Here is a 20,470-nt window from a genome sequence, read left to right as displayed (position 1 = left end):
ATCAAACCTACTCGCCAGCCCGGTGAACGGCGATCTCGGTCAGAGTCGGGGTGTACACCTCCGTCGGCACCTTCCCGGTGAGCGCCACCCGGAGCCGGGAGGTCGTGACGCTGCCGAAGCCGGTCACGGCCAGGTCGTGTCCGATCCCGTTGGCACGGCTCGCGAACGTCACCCACGCGCCGGTCCCGGCGTCCCATCGCCGCAGATCGAAGGTCTGGACGCGCGGGTTGGTGCCTGAGTCGGTGTACTCGTCGAGGTCCACCTCGTCGAAGGTGGTGGCCGCGCCGAAGTCGATGTCGAGCGTGATCGGGTAGGTCGCGTCATCGGCAGCCGCCCAGCGGGTCGCCGGATTCCCGTCGGTCAGCTTCTCCGCGCCGAGCGTGCCGCCCGCGCCCGGGTGGGTCGAGCTCGCGGTGACCGGCTTGCCGAGGGCGAGGTTGACCCGGTTGTCGCCTGGATCGTCCTCGATGGGGTCTGTGTCCACCGGGTTGGTGACCTTCACACCGATCGGGCTCTCCGCGATGCCGATGTCCGGCGCCTTGCCGTAGTAGATGTGAGTGCCGAGGAAGTCCTCGGTGCCCAGGTGGGGGTTGTAGCGTCCGGCGTCGATGAGTGGTGAGTCGTCGCGCAGCTTGAAGTGCGCCGCGGCCGTCCGGATGTTGTCCACGCCCGCCCCGGTGACGTACTTCGCCGGGTCGCCTGCGAACCTGGGGTCGAGCCGCGGCCCGGCCCGGTCGACCGGCTCCTGGCCGGAGTGGGTGCCGCTCGCCTCGTAGTAGTCGTTGTTGGCGAACACGGCCTGGCGCAGGGCGCCGGTACGGCGGTACCAGGGCGTCGACTTCGTCCTGGAGGAGTTGTAGAAGATGTTGTTCAGGAAGTAGACCTTGCTCAGGAACGTCTCGTCGTGGACGTAGCCGAGGTCCGCGCCGTCGTACACGAAGGTGTTGTTCGCGAAGTAGGTCGGCGAGTAGTTCGTCGACAGCATGTTCTTCACCAGGACGCCGTTGTCGTTGACGCTCAGGTTGTAGCGGGCGACGGAGTTGGAGCTGTTGCCCATGTACGCCATCCAGCCCGCCGCGTTGTCGTGCGAGTAGTTGAACTGGTAGGTGACGTTGAAGTTGGTGTACTCCAGATCCCACGGGGTGCCGTCATACTCGTTGTCCGGGCCGCCGTAGACCTCGTTGAACTGCATGACCGAATCGGCGCCCGCCCACAGATAGAGCCCGCAGGACACCGCGGCATACCGCTTGAGGAAGCCGTTGACCTCGTTGTACTCGACGGTCATGTTCTTCGTGTTGGCCAGTTGGATCGCGCCCTGGCCGACGCTCTCGGCGTAGTTGTGGCCGATGTAGACGTCCCGGCTGTACAGGTCGCGGGTGCGCACCCAGAGCTGCTCCCAGCCCTCGTGGAACTTGCCGCTCTCGTCGTACTGTCCGGCGCCCGCGCCGTCGGCGGCGAACCAGTTGAACGCGAACTGCACGGCGTGCAGCTCGACCTTCGTGAAGGTGTTGTTCTCGATCCGGACGTCCTTGAAGTAGTAGCCGCCGGTGCCGTAGTCCTTGTAGCTTCGGCTGCCGAAGACCTGGAAGTCGACGCCGCCGTAGTGGATCTTCTGCCAGGTGCTCGGGCCGTCGAGATCGTGGACGTACACGTTGGAGATCCGGAAGTGGTCCATGATGCTGTCCGCGCCGGCCGGCAGGAGGTCGGCGTTGATGGAGACCATGATGCCGTCGCGCACGTAGGACCCGGTCGTGATGTCGGTGGCGAAGTCGTCGTCGTTGGACAGCTCGACGTTGTTGATCTCGAAGTACTGCTGGTTGCGCAGCACGATGGCCCCGGTGCGGCCGACCGTGTCGGAGTTCTTCGTGCCGTCGGCCCGGAAGGGGTTCGGCACCTTGCCGTTCGTCGCGATGTACGGTCGGCGGGCGCGCGCGTCACCGTACGCCGAGATGGTGATCGGCTTGCCCGCGCTGCCCGAGCCCTTCGGCCACAGCTGCTGGTCGTTCCACTGCTCGCCGGCCTTGAGCAGGACGCGGTCGCCGGGCCGGAACGTCGTCGCGTTCGCCTTGGTCAGGCTGCGCCAGGCGGTCTGCGGCGAGGTGCCCGCCGCGCTGTCGCGGCCGTTCCTGGCGTCGATGAAGTAGTCCTTGCCACCCGTCTGGTTCGGCGTGTTGCCCGGTAAGTCCGCCTTGACGGCGGTGGGGGAGCGGTCCGCGGCCGCCGCGGCGGGCGCGAGCGATCCCGCGAGCAGCGCGGCGAGCAGGGCCGCGAGGACCATGCGCGGTGCCCTCCGTGCCGGGGGGCGAGGTGTGGTGCCGACAGGTTTCATTGCACATCCTCTGCGTTGATGGCGTCCACCGCCGCCGCGTCGACTTCGAGGTCACTGACGTCCACCCGGCGCTGGAGGAACTGGTCGAACCTCTCCTCGATGAGGGACTGCCGGATCCGCCGGGAGTACGCGGCGAACGCCGCCTTCTCGTCGACGGTCTTGCCGCTGAGTTCGTAGTAGGTGATCTGGCCGGCGCTCGGGACCGGGGCGGAGATCTGGCCCGCAGCGAGCTTGCCGAGCACCGCCATGAGGTCCTGGTCGCGGGCGGTCGAGCCGCCTCCGTCCTGCGTGGCGGTCGTGAGGCGGGCGCCGGGCTCCCGGTCCGCGACCTCCGCCAGCCGGTCCGCCGCGGCCACCCGCCGCTGGAGCCCGGCCGCGTACGCCGCCGACGCGCCGTCGGGCACCGGCACCACGAGCTTGGCGTACGTGTACGTGGTCGCGTTGGCGCTCCAGGCGTCCCGGTCGGCGTCGAACGCGCTCCGGACATCGGCGTCGGTGACCTTGAGCGGGCCGTCCGACTTCGTGCCGAGCCGCTGCTTCAGGGCCGTCGTGAGCTCGGTGAGCCGGTGCGAGTAGTACTCCTCGGGGGAGAACTCCGCCAGGCCGTAGACGACCTCGCCCTTGGCGATGGCATCGGCGCGTCGCCTGTTCTCGGCGGCCAGCTCGCCGAGGAAGTCCGCGTGGTCGACGGAGCCGATCAGCCCCTCCTCGTTCGCGAGGACGAGCGTGGTCTTGTCCCGCCGGATCTCGTCGAGGGCGCGCGCCGCGAGCCGCTGGAGCGCCGTCTTGTCGCCTGCCTTGGCGGTCCAGTCGATCGAGCCGTCCTGGAGGTGGTACTGGTTGCGTAGGTCGTTCTGCACCCGTGGAGCGAGGCGGCGCATGTGGAAGAGCAGCTCGTCGTGGGTCACGGCATGGCCGTCGATGGCGGCGACCCTGTCGGTGCGATGGGTGAGCGCCACTCCGGCGACCAGCAGAGCGGCCAGAGCGGTCACCATACCGGCGACCAGGACCACGGCCTTCATGAGGTCGCTCCGATCGCTGTCACGTGGGTGATGACGGGTGTGTCACGGGCTTGGGACACCTCGACCAGCACGGCGTCGACCTCGATCGGCGTAAATGTCAGGATGCGCTGGTATCCCACCGCGTTAGCCTCCGCGAGCGTCGTCCACCGGCCGTCCCGGCGGCGGCCCCGGACGACGACGTGCTCGACGCGTTGCCCCCGCGTGATGTCCTCACCCACGACGACCGCCTCGACCGAGCGGGGCCGGGCGAAGGCGAGCGTCACACCGGGCAGCGGGTCCGAGTCGTCCGGCCGCCACGGCGTACGCCCTCTGCCGGGCCACGCGGTCGCGACGTCGCCCGGAGATCCGGACGACACCGTCGCGGTCGCCTCGACGCGCCGCGCCCGGAAGTCGGCGATGCGCCGTCCGAGCTGCTCCAGCACCGCCACGTCGGTGTCCCGTACCAGCCCGTCACGAGCCGGTGGGACGTTGAGCAGAAAGCAGGAGTTGCCGCCGACGGCGCGCAGGTAGATGCCGAACAGCTCGTCCACGGAGCGGACCGCGGCGTCCTCGGCCGGGTGATGGAACCAGCCGGGACGGATCGAGGTGTTCACCTCGGCCGGATACCAGATCAGGTCGTCCGCGTGCCCCGACAGGGCGGCGCGGCTGCCGAGGTCGCGGTCGTCGCTGCGGACCAGCCGGGCGAAGGCGCCGTCGTCCGTCTGCTGCGAGTGGTCCGCGATCCGCTCGGCGTCCCGCAGGGCGCGCGGGACCACGCTCCACTCGTCGGGGCGGCTGTTCCCGGCCTCGTTGCCGCACCAGCGGACGTCGGGGCCGCACACGCTGATGACCGCGTCCGGCTGCAGCTCGCGGGCCACCGCGTAGTAGCGCTCCCAGTCGTAGACCTGGCGCTTGCCGTTCGGCCCCTCGCCGTTCGCGCCGTCGAGCCACACCGAGAACACCGGCCCGTACCAGGTGAGCAGCTCGGTGAGCTGGGCGACGTAGAAGTCGTCGTACGCGGCCCCGGTGCCGTAGGACGCCTCGGTCCGGTCCCAGGGCGACAGGTAGATCCCGAACCGCAGGCCGTGCCGCCGGGCCGCGTCCGCGACCTCCGCGACCACGTCACCTCGCCCTTCGCGCCAGGGCGACGAGGCGACCGTGTACGTGGTGACGTCGCTCGGCCACAGGCAGAAGCCGTCGTGGTGCTTGCACGTCAAGATCACGCCGGTCATCCCGGCGGCCTTGAGCGCCGTGATCCACTGGTCGGCGTCGAGCCCGGCCGGGTCGAAGGCGGCCGGGTCGTCGTGTCCCTCGCCCCACTCGCGGTCGGTCATCGTGTTCATGCCGAAGTGGACGAACCCGTAAAACTCCATCGCCTGCCACGCGAGCTGGCGTCCGCTCGGCCGGACCGCGGCAAGCGCCGGCCCGTCGAGCGCACCCCCGGTCGTTCTGGTGCGCGTCGATTCCTGCATGAGCCTTCCTCCGTGTCAGCCCTTCACACCGCCGGACGCCATGCCTTCGATGAGCCGGCGCTGGATGAGCGCATAGAAGATGAGGACGGGGACGATCACGATGACCATGCCGGCGTACAGCCGCCCGTAGTCGGCCGCCGCCTTCTGCGCGGTCATCAGGTTGAGCAGGCCCACCTGCAGCGTCTTGCCCTCGCCGGGGAGCAGAGTGAGCGCGATGATGAAGTCGTTCCAGTAGGCCAGGAAGTTGAACAGGATCACGGTCGTGAGCGCCGGCCGCGCCATCGGCAGCATGACCCTGACCATCACCTGGAGGCGGGAGGCCCCGTCCAGGGCAGCGGCCTCCTCGAAGTCCGCCGGTATCGACCGGAAGTGTGCGGTGAGCAGGTAGATGGTGAACGGGATCGACGTGGCCGCGTACACGAGCGACAGGACCGCGGGGTTGTCGATGAAGAAGCCGCCAGGGAGCACGTCGACGAGCGCGCGGTCCCAGCCGACGAGCATGAGGAAGATCGGTACGACGATGTAGTTGACGTTGACGAACAACCCGGCCAGCAGCGCGACCTCCACGACGCCCCGGCCGCGGAAGTCGTACCTGGCGATGACGTAGGCCGCCGGCACGGAGACCGCCACGACGAACACCAGCCCGAGCAGCGTGACGAGCACGGAGGTCAGGAAGTACTGGCCCATGCGCGCGGTGACGAACGCGTCCACGTAGTTCTGCAGACGCAGGCCCTCCGGCAGCGCCCAGGGGCTGCCGTAGAACTCGCTCTTCCCTTTGACCGAGGCGAAGAGCACCCAGGCGACCGGGACCGCGATGGCCAGGGCGACCGCGGTGACGAGGACGTAGGTCAGCACCCGGCGCGGGGAGATCGTGGTCATGGTGGCCGTCCTCAGAACTGGATGGGTTCGCGCCGCGTCGCCCGGCTCACCAGGAGCGACACGAGGAACGAGAACGCGAAGATGACGACGCCGATGGCCATGCCGTAGCCGTAGGAGGAGTTCGTGTACGCCTGCTTGTACATGTAGCTCAGCAGGACCTCGGAGGCGCCGTCGGGCCCGCCGCCGGTCATCGCGCGGACGAGGACGAAGCTGAGGTTGACCGCGCTCATGACGAAGAAGGTCAGCGTCGTGCGGAGGTTCTGCCAGATGAGCGGCAGCGTGATCGCGAAGAACTGCCGGCCGGGGGAGGCGCCGTCGAGCGCGGACGCCTCGTAGAGCTCCTCCGGGATGGCGGACATGCCCGCCATGTAGAGGACCATGTAGTAGCCGAGCGACTGCCAGATCATCGCGATCGCGACGGACCAGAGCACGAGCCCCTGGTCGCCGAGCCAGACCTGGCGCAGGGCGTCGAGCGACAGCAGCCTCAGTGTGCCGTTGAGCAGGCCGTTCTCCTGGTCGAAGACGGCGGAGAAGATGGCCGCGATGACGACCACGGACAGCACGCTCGGGATGTAGAGGACGAACCGGTAGAGGGCCCGTCCGCGCAGCCGTTGCCGGGTCATGATCGCGGCGAGGAACAGGCCCATGCCCATCGTCACGACCGTCACGACGACCAGGAGCGCGATCGTGTTCTGGAACGCGCGGACGAACTGCGCGTCGTCGAGGAGCCGGGTGAAGTTGTCCAGCCCCACCCAGCGCATGTCCGGGGAGAAGCCGCTCCAGGTGTAGAAGGACATCCGGAACACGTTCACGGTCGGGACGACCATGAACACCGCGAACAGTACGAGCGCGGGCAGGAGACAGGCGAGCACGAACCCGCCGTTGCCCCGCCTGCGGACCGTCGCCGCTGCGGGGAAGCCGGCCGCGGTGGTGCCAGGGTCCGGCAAGGGCACGGGCACGTCAGCCACCCGCCTGGCGCAGCTTCTCGCTGGCGGCGTCGAGCGCGTTCTGCCACTGGTCCTCGGTCTTGTCGCCGCTGATGACGCTGTTGGCGGTGTCGAAGAGCGTGGCCTTGATGTCGACGCCCTGGACCGGCGCGGTGCTCGCGAACCCGCCGACGAGCGCCTTGACCGCCGGGTCCTCGTAGATCTTGTAGAACTCGGCGTTCTCCCCGGTCAGGCTGCTCGCGAGGCCCTTGATCGGCTGGATCGCGTTCGACTTGGCGAAGATCTTCGCGGCCTCGTCGGAGTACAGGTAGGCGACGAACTCCTTGGCCGCGTCCTTGTGCTGGGCGGCTTGGGGGATCCAGACCGACTCGACCGACGTCGTGAGGTAGCGCGGGCTGCCCACGACGACCGGCGGCAGCGGCGTCAGGCCCCACTGGAAGCCCTTCGCCCGCGGGGCGTCCTTCATCTCGCCGACGACCCACGTTCCGTTCGGCATGAACAGCGTCTTGTTGTCGAGGATCGACTGCTGGTTCTTGGTGAAGTCCTGCTCGTTGGCGTACCCGACCGTGGTCGGCGCGGCGTACTTCAGCAGCCGGGTGGTGATGTCGAGCGCCTGCCGGGCCTGGGGTGTCCGCCACACGCCCTGCTTGTACGTCATGGCGTCTTTGTAGAACTGCTCCCCGCCGACGTCGGCGAGGAGCGCGAAGAAGTACGCGTCGAGGTATCCGGCGGTCGGATAGGTGAACAGCGAGAACCCCTGCTCCTTCACCGACCCGCCCAGCGCGAACATCTCCTCCCAGGTCGCCGGGACCTTCCAGCCCTTCTCGGCGAACAGCCCCTTGTTGTAGAAGAGCCCGCTCGGCGCGTAGTACATCGGCATCGTGTACGTCTGGTCCGTGCCGTAGGGGTTGGTGTTGAGGTTGCCGACGATGCCCTCGATGAGCTTGTCGCCCACGGTCTTGTCCTCGCCGGGCACCTTCGCCTTCAGCACGGGCGTGAGGTCTTCGAGAGCCTTGTCCTTGATGAGCGTCTCGGTGAGCGCGGCCTTGCGGCCCTGGCCGAGCACCACGACGTCCGGGAACCGCCCGGCCTTCATGTTCGGGGTGATCTCGTCCTCGATGCTCTTCGAGATCTGCAACCGCACGTCGACGTTCGGATGCGTGGCCTTGTACGCCTGGACGACCTGGGCGTACATGTCCCGGCCGTAGCCGCCTTCCAAAGCGGCGACGTCAAGGGTGGTCTTGCCGGAGACTGTGCCGCCCCCGTCGGCCGAGCAACCGGTGAGCAGTCCGAGCAGTGCGACGCTCACGAGGACGAGTGATCTCCTCATGGTTCTGGATCCTTCCCATGGACATCTGCGGGGGGCGGTGGGAACGAGTCCGGGTCCGGATGTTGTTACAGTGGCATCGATAACATGAGGGCGCAAGAGGCACTTTACGGACAGTCGTGCCCTGGCTCAGTGACGACGTGGCGGAGCCGTGGAGTCGCGCACCGACAGGGACACGGTGGCGAGAGACTCAGTGGGCTCGGCGTCGGTTCCGCGCAGCAGCAGGGCGACGGCCGCCGCGCCGGAGCGGTAGAAGTCCTGCCGTACGGTGGTCAGCGGCGGCTGGCAGTAGGCCGCCAGGGCGATGTCGTCGACACTCACGATGGACACGTCGCCGGGCACCGACCGGCCACGCTCGCGCAGGGCGCGGATCACCCCGAAGGCCATCTCGTCGCTGGCGGCGAAGACGGCGGTCACGTCCGGGATCATCGCGAGCACCTGACCCTGCCGGTATCCCGAGTCGGGCGACCAGTCTCCCTCCAGCGGGGGCGGCGCCTGGATCCCGGCCGCGGCCAGGCACTCCTGCCAGCCCTGTCGCCGCTGGCGCGCCTCGATCCACTCGTCCGGTCCGGAGACGTGCCACACCTGGCGATGCCCGAGGTCGAGCAGGTGCTGCGTGGCGATGCGGCCCGCCTCCTCCTGGTCGATCCCGAGCACCCGGGCGCTGGCCGTGCGGGAGCCGTCGAGCGTGACGGTCGGGATGGCCTGGGTGATGTCCTCCATCTTCTGCGTCACCGAGATGAGCGGCACGGCGATGACGATGCCGTCCACGCCCTGGTCGGCGAGCTTGGACAGGGAACGCTCCATCAGGCCGGTGTCGAGCCCGGCGATGGTCGCGATGCTCACCGCGTATCCGGCCTGTCCCGCGGCCGCCTCGACGCCGGCGGTCACCGCCGAGCGCGAGTAGTAGCCGCCGGACTGCAGCAGCACGAGCCCGATGGTGTGGCTGCGCCCGGAGGAGAGCACCCGGGCCGCGTTGTTGAAGCGGTAGCCGAGCCGTTCGACGGCGGCGAGCACGCGCCTCCTGGTCTCCGGGTTGACGTTCGGCGAGTCGCGGAGCGTGCGCGAGACGGTCTGCGCCGACACTCCGGCGGCCACGGCCACGTCGGCCATGCTCGGCTGCCGCGCGGGCCGCTCGGTGGCTCTGGTCATAGCGCTCCTCTCGCCGTCGCCAGATTCTAGCGGCTCTGTTACGTATGGCATCGATAACATAGGCTGCCATCGTGATCGAGCTGCCCGCGCCGGACATCTCACCGGCCCCGACGACGACCACGACCACCACACCCACGGTTGATGCGGCGCCGGACGCGAGCGCGCTCACCTGGCGCGGGCGCCGCCTGTACCGGCACGGTGTCCCCCACCGCATCCTGTCCGGGGCGCTGCACTACTTCCGCGTCCACCCCGACCTCTGGCGAGACCGGATCCGCCGGGTCGCCGACCTCGGGCTCAACACGGTCGACACCTACGTCGCGTGGAACTTCCATCAGCCCCGCGAGGACGAGGCGCCGCGCTTCGACGGCTGGCGGGACCTGGAGCGGTTCATCCGCATGGTGGGGGAGGAGGGTCTCGACGTCGTCGTCCGGCCCGGCCCGTACATCTGCGCGGAGTGGTCGAACGGCGGCCTGCCGAGCTGGCTCACCGGCCGCGACGCGGCGATCCGCAGCTCCGACCCCGCGTTCACCACCGCGGTCGGCCGCTGGTTCGACGAGCTGGTCCCGCGCGTCGCCGCGCTGCAGGCCGCCGAGGGCGGACCGGTCGTGGCGGTGCAGGTGGAGAACGAGTTCGGCAGCTTCGGCGACGACCATGCGTACCTGCGCTGGAGCCGCGACGCTCTGACCGCGCGTGGCATCCGGGAGCTGCTGTTCACCGCCGACGGGCCGACCGAGCTGATGCTGGACGGCGGCGCCCTGCAGGGAACTCTGACCGCCGTCACCCTGGGCTCAGACCCCGACGCCGCCCGGCGGCTCCTCGCGGCGCGGCGGCCGGACGAGCCGTTCGTCGTCGCCGAGTTCTGGAACGGCTGGTTCGACCACTGGGGCGAGCGGCACCACGTCCGCGATGCCGGCAGCGTCGTACGCGCGCTTGAGGGGATCGTCGCCGACGGCGGCAGCGTGAGCGTCTACATGGCGCACGGCGGGACGAACTTCGGGCTCTGGGCGGGCGCCAACGAGCACGAGGGGCGCCTGCAGCCCACTGTGACCAGCTACGACTCCGACGCGCCGGTCGCCGAGGACGGCACGCTCACCGCCAAGTTCTTCGCCGTGCGGGAGGCGCTCGGCGCTCGCGGCCCGGTTCGGATGCCCGCCAGGATGCCGACGCTGCCGCCGGCCCGTGTCCCGCTCGTCCATCGCGCCGACCTGCTCGCGGGCCTCAGGGCCGTGCCCGCGCCCACCTCGACCGGCCCGCGCCCGGCCTCGTTCGAGCGGCTCGGGCTCGACGCGGGGATGGTCCTGTACACCGCGCGCCCGCGTATCCCGGCGGGCGAGCACCGGCTCGTCCTCACCGACGTACGCGACCGGGCCCTGGTCTTCGTCGACGGCGCCCTTCTGGGCGTCGCGGAGGCCGGTGACGCGGACCTTCCGATACACGGAACCGGCGATGTCGTACGCCTGGAGATCCTGGTCGAGAGCCTTGGCCGGGTGAACTACGGGCCGGGCATCGGCCGGCACAAGGGCCTGCTCGGTCCCGTCCTCGTCGACCGGCGCATCGTACAGGGCTGGGAGAGCACGCCGATCGCCCTGCAGGAGTGGTCCGCCACGGAGCTGACCCGCGCGGCCGCCCCCGGCCCCGCGCCCACGCACGCCCCCGGCGCCGTGACCGCGGACGCGGGCGGCCCGGCCGCGCACGCCGGGTTCGCCGTCGCGGCCGTGCACGTCGAAACGCCCGCGGACACCTTCGTCGCCCTGCCGGGTTCGAGCCGGGGCCTCGTCTGGGTCAACGGGTTCCTGCTGGGCCGCTACTGGGAGATCGGGCCGCAGGTCACGCTGTACTGCCCGGCGCCCCTGCTCCGCGCGGGCGAGAACATCGTGACCGTCCTCGAACTGGAACGGCTCGGAGCGGTCCTGGAGTTGCGGGACCGCCCCGAGCTGGGACCTACGGAGGAGTACGTCGAGGAGTTCGGCTGACCCGCGTCACCCCTGCGGCCGGGCCTCGGCCTGGGCCAGGAAGACGTCGAGCACCCCGTCACCGACCTGGGGCTGGGCCGCGCCCCAGCGGTTGCGCGGCGGGCTGACCCGGATCGCGCGGGCCTGCCGCTGCAGCTCACGCGACTCGGCGAACAGCGCGGCGGCCTTGGTCCCGTCTCCGGCCTGCCGAGCCTGGAGCGCGTCGAGCGTGGTCACCATCGCCCGGCCCCACAGCTCGGTGGCGTTCAGCCATGACGCGGCGTCATCGGTGAAGCCCTTCTGCACCGACCCGCCGCGGATGGTGGCCGGCGCCGTGGCGATGGCTTTCGCGTACGGACGCAGCGCGGCGAGCGCGTCGGCGGGCCGCCCGCCGTCCCATGCCCGCCAGAACTCGGCCACCCGCGCGGCGAGCACGGGCGCCTGGGGCTGCCAGGGGGTGCCGCCGAAGGTCGGGGCTATGTGCTGCAGGTCGCCGAAGACCAGCAGAGCCTCGGTGGCCGCCTTGTCGCCGCCGGCGAGATAGGCCATCGCGCGCGGCCAGCTCTTCCGCGCGTCATACGCCTGGTCGTTCCAGGTGAAGTCAGCGGCGCCGAAGACGGCGACCTTGCTCGCGTACGGCTGGTTCATCGGGTTGGCCACGATGCCGGACAGATGCGCGGCCAGGCCGCCCTCACGCTTGTCGTAGGGGGCCAGCAGCAGCCGCCCGCTGGTGTTGCCGTAGTCGTTGACCGGGTAGTTGTCCCACACGAAGACCTTGCGGCCGAACAGCTCCGCCGCCTTCTCGGCCTGCGCGTTGGTGATCTCCGGGGGCACGGTGTCGGTGCCGGTCCACATCACCTCGATCGCGGGATCGAGGGAGGCCCGCATGGTCTGCTTGTACGTGGTGTCGGTCAGATCGCCGTACTCGGTGGGCACCATCTGCAGCCGCTGGGCGCCCTCGTGGGTCGCGATGAAGTTCCGCTGCAGGTCGTTGAGCAGATCGACCTGGGCCTTCGCCGCGGCGGTGCGCCCGGCCGTGCCGTACGCGGCCTCGTCCGCCGCGCAGTTCCAGCTGGTGTAGCTGATGTCGTCCAGCGGGATGGAGAACGCCCTGGCGCCCAGGTCATAGAGCGCCTGCAGCTTCTGCTTGAGGACGGTCCGATCCGCCTGGTCGGAGTAGCAGATGGACACGCCGGGGGAGAGGGCGAAGGTGAAGCGGACATGGTTCGCGGCGGCCCGTGCCACCAGCTCGCCCAGCTCGGCGAGCTTGTCCGCCGGGTAGGGATCGCGCCACTTCTCCCGGTGGTAGGGATCGTCCTTGGGGGCGTAGATGTAGGTGTTGGCCTTGACGTCGCCGTAGAAGTTCATCTGGTCGAGGCGTTCGGCGTGTGTCCACGGAGCGCCGTAGAAGCCCTCGATGGTGCCGCGCAGCGGCATGGACGGGAAGTCGCTGACCAGGACCCCCGCCACCTGCCAGCCGTCGCCGGAGGGGACGAACAACTGGCGCAGCGTCTGTACGGCGTAGAACTGGCCCGCCGCGTCCCTCCCGCCGAGAGCGATCTGGCGCGACCGGCCGCCGGAGACCCGTAACGCGTATCCCTCGGCTTTGTCGGGCACGACCGCGTCGCCGAGCGCCCGCGCGATGTCCGGGCGTGCCGCCGGGCCGAGGCGCACGGTGAGCAGGCCGGCCGTGGGGGTCCGGTCAGGGGCGATGATGTCCACCCGGCCGGCGCCGTGTGCCTTGAGTTCCCGTACGAGGCGGTCGCGGGCGGCGGGGTCGGTCTGGTCGTCGGCGATCACGAGCACCCGGCTGGTGACGACGGCGGCCGCGCCGATGCCGCTCAGCGACTGCGGAGTCGGCGACACCGAGGGTAAGGAGCCGTTCGGAACAGGAGCGGAGTAGGCCGCGGGGATGGGCAGGAGTGCCCCGGCGCACAGGGTCGCGGCCAGTGCGAGGACCGCGGTGGGGGTGATCTTGCGTCTTCTCACGGAACTCTCCATTCGTCAGTGCCGGCTGAAGGAGGAGGAGCGGTGCTGGCGCGTAGGACGAGGTCGGGGGTGGGAGCCTGTACAGCACGGGGCTCCGGACGCTCGGCCAGCACGTGGAGCAGTTCGGTCGCGGTGAGCGTGCCGAGCGCGAACGTGTCGCGGGTGAGCGCGGTGATCGACGGATGCGGCAGCTGGGTGAGGATGGAGTCGTCGAAGGACACGATGGAGATGTCATCGGGCACCCGTACGGCCAGCTCGGTAGCCACGCCCAGGCCCGCCGCCGCCATGACGTCGCTGTCGTAGATGATCGCCGTGCACGGAGGGCTCGACGCCAGCAGCCTGCGGGTGGCCGAGGCGCCTTGGGTGTCGGAGTAGTCGGTCGCCACGCTCACGATGTCGATGCCGAGCGTTTCGCGCCCGTCGGCGATGGCTTGGAGGCGGCGTCGCGTGTGCTGGTAGGAGGGGATGCCGCCGACGTGGCCGATGTGCCGGTGGCCGAGCCCGGCGAGGTAGGCGAGGACGCGCGTCATCGCCGCGTGGTCGTCGACCCAGACGCTGCTCAGCGGCAAGGGGGCCCCGTGGCCGCCCAGGACGACGGCGGGAATGCGGAGGTCGGCGACGAGCCGCGGCCGGACGTCGTCCACCGCGAGGTCGAAGAGCACGAGCCCGTCGACCCGGTTCTCGGCGGCCCAGCGACGATAGACCGCCACCTCCGCCTGGGTGTCCTCGACGATGAGGAGTTGCGTGGCGATGCCCTCGTTGGACAGGCGGGACTGCAGGCCGGACAGGACGTGCGCGAAGAACGGCTCGACGCCCAGCGTGCGCGCCGGACGTGCGATGACGATGCCGACCGCGTCGTTGTTGGCCCCCTTCAGTGCGCGGGCGGCCCGGTGCGGGCGCCAGTTGAGCTCCTCGGCGACGTCGAGGATGCGCTTGCGCGTCGCGTCGCTGATGCCGGGACGCTGGTTGAACGCCAGCGACACCGCCGAGACGGAGACCCCTGCCAGTCGCGCGATGTCGGTGCTCCGCAGCCGGGCCGGCGCGGCACTCGCGGGAGGGTCCGATGAAGCGGCGGCGTCCTGGGACGGAACCTCATCTTTCGGCGGCATCGCTCCTCCATCGTCGTTACGCAAACGAGACGATCCTCCCCGGTGACCTTGGGGACTCAAACGTATTAGTCTGCGGTCACTCAGGACAACTAAAACGTATCAGGCATATTGTCATATCTCCGCTACGGAGAGGTACAGATGCACAACCACCTCAGCCGCACGCTTGAGCGGCTCGCCCGCGTGAAGCGCGAACGGATCCTGTCCCGGACGCACACCCGGCTGTCGGGTGCCGAGGTCGAGGCATGGACGGTCGCGGACGACGGGGAGCCGGTGAGCGCCCGGCATGCCCTCGGGCTCGCCCAAGACCCCGGCCGCACCCCTCCCGGCTACCGCCCCTTCCCGCTGGGCGCGGCCTGGGGGGAGGCGTGGTCGACGACCTGGTTCCGGATTCGGGGCACGGTCGGACCGCAGGGGGACACCCCCGTCGACCTCGTGCTCGACCTGGGCTGGTTCGACCACTCCGTGGGCGGTCATTGCGAGGGCCTGGTCTTCACCCCGGACGGGACGATCGTCAAGGGCCTGCACCCTCGGCAGTCCACCATCCGGTTACGTGGTGACGGAGCCGTCCCCGGTGTGCTCGACGACGACGGCGCGTTCCTGCTCTACCTCGAGGCGGCGGCGAACCCCCTGCTGCTCGGGTTACCGCCGTTCGTCGTCACTGAGCTGGGCGAGAAGCAGGGGGAGGAGCCGTTCGAGCAGTTCAGGCTGCGCCGCGCGGAGGTCGCCGCGTTCTCGCCCGAGATCCACGCCCTGAGCTGTGACCTGGACGTCGCCGGCGGGCTCGCCGCCGAGCTGAGCCCGGACGAGCCGCGTCACTGGCGGCTGCTGCGCGCGATAGAGGAGGCACTGGACGCCTACGACGAGGCGGACGCCGAGGCCGGCGCCCGGCGGGCGCGCGCGATCCTCGCCCCGCTCCTGGCCGCGCCGGCGCACGCCAGCGCCCACCGGATCACCGCCGTCGGGCACGCGCACATGGACACGGCGTGGCTGTGGCCGCTGCGCGAGACCGTACGCAAGCTCGCCCGTACGGTCTCCAACGCGCTCGCCCTGCTCGACGCGGACCCCTCGCTGGTGTACACGATGTCGGCGGCGCAGCACTTCAGCTGGCTCGAAGAGCACTATCCGGAGCTGTTCGAGAGGGTGCGGCACCATGTCGAGCAGGGCCGGTTCGTACCGGTCGGCGGCATGTGGGTCGAAGCGGACGGCGTCATTCCCACCGGCGAGTCGATGGTGCGCCAGCTGACCTACGGCAAGAGGTACTTCATCGACCGATTCGGCCGGGAACCACGGGAGATGTGGCTGCCCGACTCCTTCGGCTACTCGGGCGCCCTGCCACAGCTGGCCCGCCGGGCCGGGTCCCGATGGTTCCTGACCCAGAAGATCTCCTGGAACGACACCACGGTCTTTCCCCACCACTCCTTCTGGTGGGAGGGCATCGACGGCACCCGGATCTTCACCCACTTCCCGCCCGCGGAGACGTACGCCGCCGAGGTGACCGCCGCCGAACTCCGGCACGCCGTCACCACCTTCAAGGACAAGGCGATCGCCTCCCATTCGCTGCTGCCCTACGGGTACGGCGACGGAGGCGGCGGACCCACCAGGGAGATGGCCGAGCGGCTACGCCGCTTCGCCGACCTGGAAGGCGCGCCCCGCGTGACCTCCAGGTCGCCGGCGGAGTTCTTCCAGGAGGCCGAGGCCGAACTGCGCGACGCCGGGCCGCTGGAGCCGGTCTATCGCGGTGAGCTCTACCTGGAGCTGCACCGGGGCACCCTGACCTCGCAGGCGGCCATGAAGCGGCACAACCGGCGCTGCGAGTCGCTGCTGCGGGCGGCGGAATATCTCAGCGCGGCGGCGAGCGCACTGCGCGGGGCGCCCTATCCGCATGCCGACCTCGACGACATCTGGCGCACCGTGCTGCTGCACCAGTTCCACGACATCCTCCCGGGCACCTCGATCGCCTGGGTGCACCGCGAGGCCCGCGACACCTATCGGGCGGTCGAGGAACGCCTGCACGACCTGATCAAGCAGGCGAGCGCGGCACTGGGCGACGGTGAAAGCGGCCCTCTGCTCCCCCCGTTCACCACAGCGGAACCGGACGCGCGCGCCGTCGAGGTCACCGACGACGGCGGCACCGTACTGGAGGACGGCCTGCTGCGCGTCGTGATCGGCGACGACGGCCACGTCACCTCGCTCCTCGACCTGCGCAGCGGCCGGGAGGTCGTTCCGCCCGGCCGGCGACTCAACGAGCTGCAGCTCTTCCGCGACGAGCCGGTGCGCTGGGACGCCTGGGACGTGGACCGGCACACGCTGCGCCACCCCCAGGTGCTCGACCAGGTCACCGGCCGCAGAGTGGTCCGCGACGGGCCCGACGCCGGGGTGGAGCTGGTCCGGCGGGTCGGCACGTCGACGATCACGCTGACCATGTGGCTGCGCGCCGGCACCGGGCGGTTCGAGACCGAGTGCGCCGTCGACTGGCAGGAGCGCGAACGCCTGCTGAAGGTGGCCGTCCCGACGCGGGTCATGGCACGGACCGCGCGGTTCGAGACCCAGTACGGATACGTCGAACGCCCGCTGCTGCCGAACACCGCGACAGAGGAGGCGATGTTCGAGGCGGCGATGCACCGCTACGTCCAGGTGGGCGACGGCGACTTCGGCGTCGCGATCGTCAACGACTCGATGTACGGAGCCGACGCCCGCGCCGACGGCGACTCCACCGTGGTCCGGCTGTCCCTGCTGCGGAGCGCGCGCTTCCCCGATCCCCGCGCCGACCAGGGCACCCATGCCTTCCACTGGGCGGTGCTGCCCGGCGCGGACGTGCCCGCCGCGGCCGAGGCCGCCTACGCGTTCAACGCGCCCGACATCGCCGGGCTGTCGTGGCCGGCTCCGCTGGTACGGCTGGAACCGCTCACTGGGCACGCGCTCATCGACTGGGTGAAGCTGGCCGACGACGGCTCCGGGGACCTGGTCGTACGGGTGTACGAGACGTGGGGCGGACGGGCGAGCGCCCGGCTGCACTGCCACGAGGAACTCGCCACGGGAGCCGTCCTGTGGGAGACCGACCTGCTCGAACGCGAGCTCAGCGGCGACGCACGGGAGCCCGGCGGCGACGAGGACCCGTCCATGGCACTGCCCGCGGCACTGGCCGGGGGACGCCGTCCCGTGAGCGAGGCCCGGCTGGAGCTCGGCCCCTTCCAGGTGGCGACCCTGCGGATCGCCCCCCACGCATCACCTAAGGAGGACCCCCAATGACCAGAATCGGAAGAGGCTGGACCGGCGTAGCGGCACTCGCCCTGGGATCGCTGCTGCTGTCCGGATGCGGCGGCGGTGACACGACGCAGAAGGCGTCGGACGGGAAGCTGTCGGGTTCGATCACGTTCCAGACCTGGAACCTGAAGAACGACAAGTTCACGCCCTACTTCACCGAGCTCATCGCCGCCTTCAAGAAGAGCAATCCGGGCACCGACATCAAGTGGGTGGACCAGCCCGCCGAGGGTTACCAGGACAAGCTGTCCGCCGACGCCGCGGCGGGGGCGCTGCCCGACGTCGTCGACATGGGACCCGAGGCCGCCTACACCCTGGCCCAGGCCGGGGTCCTGCTCGACCTCAACAAGGCCGACCCCCAGGCCAAGGGCCTGTTCCTGGACAAGGCGTGGCAGGCGATGACGTTCAGCGGCTTGGGCGGCGGGACTTACGGTTACCCGTGGTACCTGAACACCGGGCCGTCGTTCTTCAACAAGGCGCTGTTCAAGAAGTGCGGCCTGGACCCGGAGAAGCTGCCCGCCACCTATGACGAGCTGTTCACCCAGGCCGAGACCATGGCCAAGAACTGCTCGGACGTGTCGATGATCGTCAGGATGCCGGCCATCGAGAACTTCGGCGAGTACGGCGTGCCCCTCATGGACGCCGCGGGCAAGCAGTTCACCTACAACGACGCCAAGGGCGTGGAGTTCGTCGAGCGCTACAAGAAGCTGTACGCCGGCAGGGGCCTGACCCAGGAGTCGCTGAACAACCTCCAGACCAAGGAGGTGGAGGAGTTCAAGGCCGGGCGGCTGGCGTACCTGTCGGGCAGCTCGTACACGCTCAACGACCTGAAGGACACCGCGCCCGACATCTACAAGAATCTCGGGATCGGGCCGCGGATCAGCACCGCCGCGCCCAACATGTACATCGAGTCGCTCGTCGTGAACGCCACCGGCAAGAACCAGCCGCTGGCCATGGCCTTCGCCAAGTACGTGACCAACCCCGCCAACCAGCTCGCCTTCGGCAAGAAGGCCTCGGTGTTCCCCTCGTCGGCCGGGTCGATGGACGACGAGTACTTCACCAAGGACGACGGCGACCCCGCCACGAAGGTGCGGCTGGAGAGCGCCGCCCAGGTCAAGAAGGCGATCGTGTGGTGGCCCCCGGCGTTCTCCGGCTCGACCGACGCCGAGACGCTGCGCGAGCAGATCGCCCAGGCGCTGCTGGGCAAGAAGACGGTGAAAGAGGCGCTGGACGCGTCGGTGAAGTACTCCAACGACCGGCTGGCCTCGCACGGATGACACCCAAGCACAAGGTGTCCCCGCCACGCGGCGGGGACACCGCTCTGGCCACCCACCGGTGGCGGGCGACTCCGTGGCTGTTCCTGCTGCCGGGGCTGGCCGTCGTCGTTCTCCTGGTCCTCGTGCCGTTCGTGAACACGCTGCGGCTGGCGTTCACGGACTCGATGCTGCTGCGGCCGGGGGACTTCGTCGGGCTGGACAACTTCCGGCGGATGTTCGACGACGAGCGGTTCGGCACCGCGCTGCTGAACTCCAGCCTGTACGTGGTGTGCGTGGTGCCGTTCATGGTGGTGCTGCCGCTCATTCTCGCCGCGCTGCTCAGCGGAGCCGGGCGGTTGATGGGGTTCTTCCGCACCACCATGTACCTGCCGGTGATCATGTCGCCGGTGATCGTCGGCCTGATCTGGACGAACCTGCTCGACAAGCAGGGCCTGGTGAACGAGCTGCTCGGCACGCTCAAGCTCGCCGCCCAGCCGGTGCCGTTCCTCACCGACCGCTGGCTGCTGCTGTTCAGCGCGATGTTCGTCACCGTGTGGACGGGCCTGGGCTACTACATGGTCATCTACCTGGCCGCGCTGGCGAACATCGACCCCAGCCTGTACGACGCGGCGGCGATGGACGGAGCCGGCCCGGTGCGTACCTTCCTGAACGTCACCGTCCCGGGCGTGCGCTCGACGATGGCGCTCATCGGCGTCCTGTCCTCCGTGGCGGCCTTCCGTGTCTTCGGTGAGATCTACGTGCTCACGGACGGCACCGGGGGCGTGGGCGGCGGCGACCTCACGATGACCATGCTCATCCAGCGCGAAGGCACCGGCCTGCAGGCGCGTACCGGATACGCCGGCGCGATCAGCCTGGTCATGTCCGTCATCCTCGGCGCGCTGCTGATCGCGCAGCTCGTCATGCAGCGCAAGCAGAGGACCTTCTGATGCCCACCTCCGCCGCCGGACGGCGGCGCGTCACGCCGGGCGTCGTCGGCCGCTACCTGATTCTCATCCTGATGGCCGTACTGCTGGCCGGCCCCCTGATCTGGCAGCTCTCACTGTCGCTCAAGGGCGTCGGCGACGACTTGTACGCCCGGCCGCCCGAGCTGATCCCCGGCCATCCCACCCTGGCGAACTTCGCCACGGTCCTCGACCGCATCCCGGTACCCCACTACCTGGTCAACTCCCTGCTGGTGGCCGCCATGGCCGTCGCGGGCAACGTGGTGGGGGCCACCTGCGCCGGCTACGCCCTGGGCAAGCTGCGCTTCCGCGGGCGCGGGGTGGCGGCCGGGATCTTCGTCGCGGCCCTGCTCGTCCCGGCCGAGACCGTCCTCATCTCCCAGTTCCTGCTGGTCAGGGGTGCCGGTCTGGCCAACACCCTGCTGGGTGTCGTCCTGCCGACGATCGTGGCCGCGCTGAACGTCCTGCTCATGCGCAACGCCTTCGCCAACCTGCCAGCCGAGTTCGACGAGGCGGCCGTCATCGACGGCGCCAACGCCTGGCAGCGGTTCATCCGCGTCTCCGTCCCCCAGGTCAAGGGCGTCATCACCGTCGTGGCGATCTTCGCCTTCGTCGGCTCCTGGAACGACTTCCTGTGGCCCCTCATCGTGCTGTCCGACGAGGACAACTACACCCTCACCGTCGGACTGAACCGCCTGCGCGGCACCTTCTACGACGATCCACGCCTCATCGCGGCCGGCACGATCATCGCCCTGGTGCCCATCGTCACGTTCTTCGCCATGTTGCAGCGCTACTTCTTCCGCGGGCTCGAAGCGGGAGGCTTGAAAGGGTGAA

At 69.8% G+C, this 20,470-nt stretch carries 14 protein-coding genes; 5 read left to right on the top strand and 9 right to left on the bottom strand.

Annotated features, from left to right (window positions below):
- Positions 1-7: 7 nt before the first annotated feature.
- The 7 genes from ACQP2T_RS42425 to ACQP2T_RS42395 all read right to left on the bottom strand — a co-directional run bounded on the left by ACQP2T_RS42425 (position 8) and on the right by ACQP2T_RS42395 (position 9,107).
- Positions 8-2,278, bottom strand: a complete 2,271-nt coding sequence (locus ACQP2T_RS42425; protein ID WP_433510493.1) for a discoidin domain-containing protein — start codon at positions 2,276-2,278, stop codon at positions 8-10.
- 47 nt (positions 2,279-2,325) lie between these two features.
- Complete coding sequence (locus ACQP2T_RS42420; RefSeq protein ID WP_433510492.1) at positions 2,326-3,351, bottom strand: hypothetical protein; 1,026 nt, start codon at positions 3,349-3,351, stop codon at positions 2,326-2,328.
- On the bottom strand, positions 3,348-4,802 hold the full coding sequence (locus tag ACQP2T_RS42415; protein ID WP_433510491.1) for an alpha-L-fucosidase: 1,455 nt from the start codon (positions 4,800-4,802) through the stop codon (positions 3,348-3,350). Before ACQP2T_RS42415 ends, ACQP2T_RS42420 begins: the two co-directional genes overlap by 4 nt.
- 15 nt (positions 4,803-4,817) lie before the next feature.
- The gene (locus ACQP2T_RS42410) at positions 4,818-5,681 is read right to left on the bottom strand and encodes a carbohydrate ABC transporter permease (protein WP_433510490.1); all 864 of its coding nucleotides are present in this window, start codon (positions 5,679-5,681) and stop codon (positions 4,818-4,820) included.
- Between the two features lie 11 nt (positions 5,682-5,692).
- Entirely contained in the window at positions 5,693-6,640 is a 948-nt protein-coding gene (locus tag ACQP2T_RS42405) for a carbohydrate ABC transporter permease (RefSeq protein ID WP_433510489.1), read from the bottom strand.
- A 1-nt stretch (position 6,641) separates the two neighbouring features.
- Positions 6,642-7,958, bottom strand: coding sequence for a carbohydrate ABC transporter substrate-binding protein (locus tag ACQP2T_RS42400; RefSeq protein ID WP_433510488.1), 1,317 nt, complete (start codon positions 7,956-7,958; stop codon positions 6,642-6,644).
- Positions 7,959-8,084: 126 nt separating this feature from the next.
- Positions 8,085-9,107 carry a LacI family DNA-binding transcriptional regulator gene (locus tag ACQP2T_RS42395; protein WP_433510487.1) on the bottom strand — a complete coding sequence of 341 codons (1,023 nt, stop codon included), beginning with the start codon at positions 9,105-9,107 and terminating at the stop codon, positions 8,085-8,087.
- Between the two features lie 71 nt (positions 9,108-9,178).
- On the opposite strand from ACQP2T_RS42395, the gene ACQP2T_RS42390 reads away from it, so the two are divergent.
- On the top strand, positions 9,179-11,080 hold the full coding sequence (locus ACQP2T_RS42390; protein WP_433510486.1) for a beta-galactosidase: 1,902 nt from the start codon (positions 9,179-9,181) through the stop codon (positions 11,078-11,080).
- 6 nt (positions 11,081-11,086) lie between these two features.
- Here ACQP2T_RS42390 and ACQP2T_RS42385 read toward each other — a convergent pair whose 3' ends face one another.
- A complete protein-coding gene (locus ACQP2T_RS42385) occupies positions 11,087-13,048 on the bottom strand; it encodes a beta-N-acetylhexosaminidase family protein (protein WP_433510485.1) in 1,962 nt (653 codons plus the stop codon).
- Positions 13,045-14,157 carry a LacI family DNA-binding transcriptional regulator gene (locus ACQP2T_RS42380; RefSeq protein WP_433510484.1) on the bottom strand — a complete coding sequence of 371 codons (1,113 nt, stop codon included), beginning with the start codon at positions 14,155-14,157 and terminating at the stop codon, positions 13,045-13,047. The genes ACQP2T_RS42385 and ACQP2T_RS42380 overlap by 4 nt, the downstream gene beginning before the upstream one ends.
- Positions 14,158-14,295: 138 nt before the next feature.
- On the opposite strand from ACQP2T_RS42380, the gene ACQP2T_RS42375 reads away from it, so the two are divergent.
- The 4 genes from ACQP2T_RS42375 to ACQP2T_RS42360 are packed head-to-tail and all read left to right on the top strand — an operon-like array spanning position 14,296 to position 20,469.
- On the top strand, positions 14,296-17,406 hold the full coding sequence (locus tag ACQP2T_RS42375; RefSeq protein WP_433510483.1) for an alpha-mannosidase: 3,111 nt from the start codon (positions 14,296-14,298) through the stop codon (positions 17,404-17,406).
- Positions 17,403-18,695 (top strand): ABC transporter substrate-binding protein, encoded by a 1,293-nt coding sequence (locus tag ACQP2T_RS42370; RefSeq protein WP_433510482.1) that lies wholly within the window; start codon positions 17,403-17,405, stop codon positions 18,693-18,695. Before ACQP2T_RS42375 ends, ACQP2T_RS42370 begins: the two co-directional genes overlap by 4 nt.
- On the top strand, positions 18,692-19,621 hold the full coding sequence (locus ACQP2T_RS42365) for a carbohydrate ABC transporter permease (protein WP_433510481.1): 930 nt from the start codon (positions 18,692-18,694) through the stop codon (positions 19,619-19,621). Before ACQP2T_RS42370 ends, ACQP2T_RS42365 begins: the two co-directional genes overlap by 4 nt.
- Complete coding sequence (locus ACQP2T_RS42360; RefSeq protein ID WP_433510480.1) at positions 19,621-20,469, top strand: carbohydrate ABC transporter permease; 849 nt, start codon at positions 19,621-19,623, stop codon at positions 20,467-20,469. The genes ACQP2T_RS42365 and ACQP2T_RS42360 overlap by 1 nt, the downstream gene beginning before the upstream one ends.
- Position 20,470: the final 1 nt, after the last annotated feature.

It is taken from the genome of Nonomuraea sp. CA-143628 (assembly GCF_050942315.1).
GTDB lineage: Bacteria > Actinomycetota > Actinomycetes > Streptosporangiales > Streptosporangiaceae > Nonomuraea.
The sequence above is the reverse complement of the archived record's forward strand: the minus strand, read 5'-3'. Positions and strand labels throughout refer to the sequence as shown.